The organism is Mycobacterium sp. (assembly GCF_019247615.1).
Taxonomy (GTDB): Bacteria; Actinomycetota; Actinomycetes; order Mycobacteriales; family Mycobacteriaceae; genus Mycobacterium.
Genome location: NZ_JAFBAT010000279.1, coordinates 1 through 5,477, shown reverse-complemented (window position 1 = coordinate 5,477; position 5,477 = coordinate 1). Strand labels below are relative to the sequence as shown.

The 5,477-nt window shown below is 66.5% G+C and carries 7 protein-coding genes and 1 tRNA gene; 3 read left to right on the top strand and 5 right to left on the bottom strand.

Annotated elements, in window-relative coordinates:
• On the bottom strand, window positions 1–817 hold an 817-nt coding region (locus JO059_RS19415), incomplete at its 3' end, for a DUF3662 domain-containing protein (protein WP_293321673.1).
• A gap of 229 nt (window positions 818–1,046) precedes the next feature.
• Here JO059_RS19415 and JO059_RS19410 point away from each other — a divergent pair.
• Together JO059_RS19410 and JO059_RS19405 are read left to right on the top strand one after the other, a co-directional pair.
• Window positions 1,047–1,129 (top strand) — tRNA-Leu (locus JO059_RS19410).
• Between the two features lie 133 nt (window positions 1,130–1,262).
• Window positions 1,263–1,529 (top strand): YdeI/OmpD-associated family protein, encoded by a 267-nt coding sequence (locus tag JO059_RS19405; protein WP_293321671.1) that lies wholly within the window; start codon window positions 1,263–1,265, stop codon window positions 1,527–1,529.
• Between the two features lie 8 nt (window positions 1,530–1,537).
• On the opposite strand, the gene JO059_RS19400 is transcribed toward JO059_RS19405, so the two are convergent.
• From JO059_RS19400 to JO059_RS19385, 4 genes are all read right to left on the bottom strand, one after another.
• A complete protein-coding gene (locus tag JO059_RS19400; protein ID WP_293321669.1) occupies window positions 1,538–1,879 on the bottom strand; it encodes a GNAT family N-acetyltransferase in 342 nt (113 codons plus the stop codon).
• Complete coding sequence (locus JO059_RS19395) at window positions 1,866–2,855, bottom strand: pirin family protein (protein WP_293321675.1); 990 nt, start codon at window positions 2,853–2,855, stop codon at window positions 1,866–1,868. Before JO059_RS19395 ends, JO059_RS19400 begins: the two co-directional genes overlap by 14 nt.
• A 60-nt stretch (window positions 2,856–2,915) precedes the next feature.
• The gene (locus tag JO059_RS19390) at window positions 2,916–4,298 is read right to left on the bottom strand and encodes an acyl-CoA dehydrogenase family protein (protein ID WP_293321667.1); all 1,383 of its coding nucleotides are present in this window, start codon (window positions 4,296–4,298) and stop codon (window positions 2,916–2,918) included.
• A gap of 96 nt (window positions 4,299–4,394) precedes the next feature.
• Window positions 4,395–4,811 carry a WhiB family transcriptional regulator gene (locus JO059_RS19385; protein WP_293321665.1) on the bottom strand — a complete coding sequence of 139 codons (417 nt, stop codon included), beginning with the start codon at window positions 4,809–4,811 and terminating at the stop codon, window positions 4,395–4,397.
• Between the two features lie 142 nt (window positions 4,812–4,953).
• On the opposite strand from JO059_RS19385, the gene JO059_RS19380 reads away from it, so the two are divergent.
• On the top strand, window positions 4,954–5,477 hold a 524-nt coding region (locus JO059_RS19380), incomplete at its 3' end, for a helix-turn-helix transcriptional regulator (protein ID WP_293321663.1).

Below are 5,477 nucleotides of genomic sequence, written 5' to 3'. Positions count from 1 at the left end.
CGCCGGGCTGGCCTTGGTAGCCGCCTTGGTCGGGGTAGCCGCCGGGCTGGCCTTGGTAGCCGCCTTGGTCGGGGTAGCCGCCGGGCTGGCCTTGGTAGCCGCCTTGGTCGGGGTAGCCGCCGGGCTGGCCTTGGTAGCCGCCCTGGTCGGGATGACGAGGGGGCGGGTAGCCGCTCGGCGGCGGGTAACCGGCCGGGGGCGGGAATGCGCCTTGCTCTTGCGGATAGCCCGGTCCCCCATGAGGCTCAGGCCCCCGCGGTTCATCTTGGGGACGCCCGTAGCGGTCGTCGTAGTACTCGTCGCCGGGCCGCCCCTGCCCCGGGCCCCCGCGGTAGCTCGAATTGTCGGTCATTGCTGCTACTCCTCGTTCTACGCCGAACGCGTGATCTGATTGTGGCCGGAGGGGATGGTCGAGCGTCGGGCGGGGTTCGGCGTCGGGGTTGACAACCCCGCGGGCACGATACTGACCGGTGTGCAGGCTTGACGACTGCTCAAACCGGACGACCACGTCGCCATACGTCTGCCACCCCTGTTCATCGATGTAGTCAGCCACGTACCGAGCGAAACGGCGCAACGTGAGGTCCGCGTCGGCGCCCACATCCTCGAAGTCGTGCATACCGAGGGTAATGATGTATTCGTTAGGCGCCAAAAGGCGATTTCCCGGAAGGCTCCGGACGCCGTCCTCGGCTTCCCGACGGAGCAGAGCTTCCACCTCTTGGGGAACGATCGGTCCGCCAAACACCCGGGCAAACGCATTGTCGACAGTCGCCTCAAGCTTTCGCTCGATGCGCTGAACGAGCCCCTTTTGGCTACTCATCCGCTAGCGCTCGCCCGCAGTTGTCGCGGTGTATCGCGGGCGCGAGGCAAACGGAGCGCCCGCGTTTGTGGTCACATCAGCATGGTATCGGGATATCGCGAGACTGCGGCACCTCGGGAATTGTGAGAATCACATCGGTGCAGCTCAGGGCCACCTGCTCGATGCGAGGATCCTTCGCCGGTTGGGGCACACGGCTATTACAGTGATATGGTCCATCGGTTGTTTCCCCGGGCGAGTGGCGGAATGGCAGACGCGCTGGCTTCAGGTGCCAGTGTCCTTCGGGACGTGGGGGTTCAAGTCCCCCTTCGCCCACACCGTGATCTGTCGTGACATTTCGCCCGCCGGGCGGGCTTTCTCACCGAGCCCGGACCTCGTGTTCACTCATGGCGCCTCCCGTGGGTGACTCGCCATACCCTAGCCCTGTGAGAGCCCCCGTGAGATCCCTGTGAGCGGCGAGCGGTTGCCCGGTGGGGTGGTGCACAAGCTGCCCCCGGACTTGCGAGCCGCGTTGACCGCCAGCCCCTCGGCCCTCGCGGCCTGGAAGGACATCACGCCTCTGGCGCGTAACGAATTCATCTGCTGGGTCGAGGACGCCAAGCAGGATGGAACCCGGCAGCGTCGCATTCGCCGGACCCGAGAGGAGCTCGAAGAGGGCAAACGCCGGCCCTGTTGCTGGCCTGGGTGCAAGCATCGGGAGCGCACCGGCAAGTAGCGCGCGGCTCAACCGGCCGGATTCGTCTGCAGCCACCTATGGACGTCGGCGGTGACGGGATCTGTAATGCCGTCGAATTCGGGATGTTTGTTGAGCACCGTGACCACCATCGAGCAGACGGGAACGATGCGTTTGCCCGCATCGCGAGTCGCATTCAGCGCCTCCTCGATAAGGATGGTCGCCAGGCCGCGCCCGCCATACTGCGGGTCAACCTCGGTGTGGTAAAAGACGCGCTGATCGCCACGGTCGGCGAAATCGGCGAGCCCAACAGTCTTGCCCTCGACGTCAATGGTGTAGCGGCCTTCGTGCGCGGTGACGCTGGCCTGTGCGCCGGTCTTATCGACAGTCATCTGTTATCCCTTCGGGTGTCGGTCGGGGCCGCAGCCGGGTGGTCGGCAACGGCGGTGCGGGCAGCCGCGTGAGTGCACCCTGGTAACCGCGGACGCTGCCGAAGCGGTCGTCGGCGTCCTCCCACAGTCGGCGGTAGCGAACGATGTCGTCGTGGCTGCGCCCGACGAAGTTCCACCACATCACCAGTGCTTCGGTGAACGGCGTTCCGCCGAGGAGCACCACGCGCGCGGGTCGATCCCCGACGTTGCGTAATGGCAGCAACGAATTACCCGGGCTCTGGTACGCGAGATCGGCTGAGGAAAGGGCAGTTCCGCCGACCTCGACGGACCCCGCATCGCAGAGCACCCCGTGCTCGTAGGCGTGATCCACCTCGAAGTCCACTGCGGCGCCCGCGTCCAGGTCGATCTGGGCGCCCAGGAGCGGAGTGTAAGTGTGCACCGGGGATCGGGAACCCGCCAGCTCCCCGAGGAATACGCGCACCACCACGCCGGGCAGAACCGCCGGTGTCGGCACGTAGTGGGCGAAGTCGCGGCCGGTGTCGCGAGCGGGGCCTGGCAACGCAGCCCACAGCTGGACCCCGTGCAAATCGGCGGTCGACCCACTCGAGACTTCGGAGTGACAGATGCCCGCGCCCGCCGTCATCAGATTCAGCTCGCCTGGACGGACCAGGGCATGGACGCCGGCACTGTCACGATGTTCCACTCCCCCGCCGAACAACCAACTGACGGTTTGCAATCCGGTGTGCGGATGCGGCGGCACATCCATGCGTGCGGACACCGGACCATAGTGGTCGATGAAGCACCAGGCACCGATCAGCGAGCGTTGCCGCTGCGGAAGGGTGCGCCGCACCTCGATCGCGCGCGGCCCGCCCAGGGGAACCTCGCGCGGATGGAGCACTTCTATCGTCGGCAAGTTAGAGGCGATCCGTGAAGCGTTGCAGGCGACTTCGGCCGGCGAGGTCTCCAGGTTGCTCATCGTCCAGCCTTCGTCGTGGATTGCGTACGACACTGACAGCGCGACGATACCGCGGCCCACTCACCTACGGGGCGGGCGCAGCACCCTCATCGCCAGGCGCCTCACGGGTTCGGGGACGCGGTCCTGCATCGACAGCGCCGCATCGGCGGCACGCGACCTCAGCGGGGTCCCGCGACCGAAAGCCCGATTCAGCGGTCCGCCGGTCGGTTCGAGCACCACGTGCAGTGGCGGGGTGCCGACGGCGGCGCCCAGCGCGTTGGAAATCACCATCCGCTGGATCTCGCTGGTGCCCTCAAAGATGGTGTACAGCTTGGCATCCCGGTACCACTTCTCGACCGGGTGGTCGGTGATATAACCCCAGCCGCCCATGGTCTGGATGCCGCGTTCGGTGGCCTTGACGGCGACTTCACTGGCGGCCAGTTTCGACATCGAGCCCTCCCCCCGCTCGAAGGGCACCCCGTTGGCAGCCATCCACGAGGCCCGCCAGGTGAGCAGGCGGGCCGCGTCGATCTGAGTGGCCAGGTCCGCCAGTGGAAACGCGATGCCCTGGTTGTCGATAATCGGTCCGCCGAACGCCTCCCGCTCGGTGGCATACCACGTCGCGTACTCGAGGGCGGCGCGGGCGATGCCGATGGCCTGCGCGGCCACCATCGGGCGGGTCTGTTCGAAGGTACCCAAAGTCGCGGAACCCGAACGATGTCCGCCCTCGACCGCTTCGCGTGCCTTCGCGAGCTTGCGTTCGAGCTTTTCTTCCCCCCCAAGCAGGTTGGCGCCGGGAACGCGGACATCTTCGAACAACAACTCGGCCGTGTGCGACGCGCGACAGCCCAATTTGTCGAGCTTTCGCACCATCTTCAGACCGGGCGTCCCGCCGGGCACGATGAACAGCCCCTGGCCGCGGTGGCCGAGTTCCTCATCAACCACGGCGTTGACCACATGAACGTTGGCAATGCCGCCGTTGCCGATCCACATCTTGTGGCCGTCGATGATCCAGTCATCGCCGTCGCGGCGCGCCCGGGTGCGCAAGTTCCGCACATCGCTGCCGCCCTCGGGTTCGGAGATCGCCAGCGCCGCAAGCTTGAGATCCCCTGGCGTACCGAAACATTCGGGCGCCCACTCGAGCATCTGCTCCGGCGACGCGGCTTGACCGATCGCCGAGAGGGCCAGCGCCGGCATAACAATCGCCAAACCGATTCCGGCGCAACCCCAAAAGAGCTCCTCCATGAACATCGGCAAGGACAGCCCCGTCGGGTCGCCGATCAGGTCGCGGTAGAACAACGGGCTGTAGAAACCGCGCTGGGCCGCCTCCTCCAGCACCGGCCACGGAAATTCCTGCCGCCTGTCGTAATCGAGCGCGACCGGACGGATCACTTCTTCGGCGAACTCGTGGGTCCGCCGGGCCAGGTCGTGTTGCGCCGCCGTCGGCGTCAGGTCGAACGTCATCGATGCGTCCTTGGGTCTTCGGTCTCGGTCGTGCCGAAGGCGGTCTACCCCGTTGGCTGGTGCAGCAAACTGTGCGCGCGCGACGTCGACGGACGGTCAGGCGGCCGAACGCGGGCCGACTTCCGCGGGGGGCAGGTGCAGCACTACGGCCGCCACCGGGACGGTGTCGTGTTCGTGACGCGCCAACAGCGCCGCGTTTTCGGGCAGCTGGCGCGAGTTGATTTCACCGGCGGCGATACGCCGCAGCACCGCGTGGGCGCGAGCGAGTTCCTCGCGCTTGCGGTACTGGCCTCCGGGCAATTTGACGCCGGCCCAGACGCCGTACTCCTCGCCGTGTGCGATGGCGTGCTGGGCGCACCGGCGCTGCTGGGCCAACGGGCAACGGCGCAGGCACTGTATTCGCGCCTCGGTGGCCGAGCGCTCATAAGCGCGGGCCTTCGCTGCGCCGTCACCGCCGTCGTCGTCGGGATAGCCGAACCATAGTTCCGGGTTGCCTACGCAGGGATGTCCCATGTCGATCTCCTCCTAACGGTGAAACGTAGGCAAAAGCGTATACACGACCATCCGCGCAGCGCAAGCGAAACGTGACAGAAACGTATATCCGCAGCATGTCGGGGCGCCCTGTGTACTATCCGGCGTATGGCCGGAGCCCGCGGTGAGCCGTGAGTCGGCCGGTGCGGCCATCCGTACGTTGCGCGAGTCACGCGACTGGTCCCTCGCCGACCTTGCCGCCGTGACCGGCGTCAGCATCATGGGCCTGAGCTTTTTGGAGCGCGGGGTCCGAAAGCCCCACAAAAGTACAGTTCAGAAGGTCGAGAACGGGCTCGGTTTACCCCCCGGCACCTACTCCCGGCTGTTGGTGGCCGCCGACCCGGATGCCGAATTGGCCCGGCTCATGGCCGCCCAGCCATCCGATGCCCGGTCCGCGACGCGCGGGGGTGCGGTGGTGGTGGACCGGCATACCGATACGGAAGTGCTGGAAGGCTACGCCGAAGCTCAACTCGACGCACTCCGATCCGTCATCGATCGGCTGCCCGCGACGACATCAAACGAATACGAGACGTATATTCTGTCTGTGATCGCTCAGTGCGTGAAGGCCGAGATGCTCGCGGCCAGCTCATGGCGGGTGGCGGTGAACGCCGGCGCCGAATCGACCGGACGGCTCATGGAACATTTGCA

Excerpts from the sequence above, each read along its gene's own strand:
- JO059_RS19390 (WP_293321667.1), bottom strand. The coding sequence starts at position 4,298 with ATGACGTTCGACCTGACGCCGACGGCGGCGCAACACGACCTGGCCCGG.
- JO059_RS19400 (WP_293321669.1), bottom strand. The coding sequence starts at position 1,879 with ATGACTGTCGATAAGACCGGCGCACAGGCCAGCGTCACCGCGCACGAA.
- JO059_RS19395 (WP_293321675.1), bottom strand. The coding sequence starts at position 2,855 with ATGAGCAACCTGGAGACCTCGCCGGCCGAAGTCGCCTGCAACGCTTCA.
- JO059_RS19385 (WP_293321665.1), bottom strand. The coding sequence starts at position 4,811 with ATGGGACATCCCTGCGTAGGCAACCCGGAACTATGGTTCGGCTATCCC.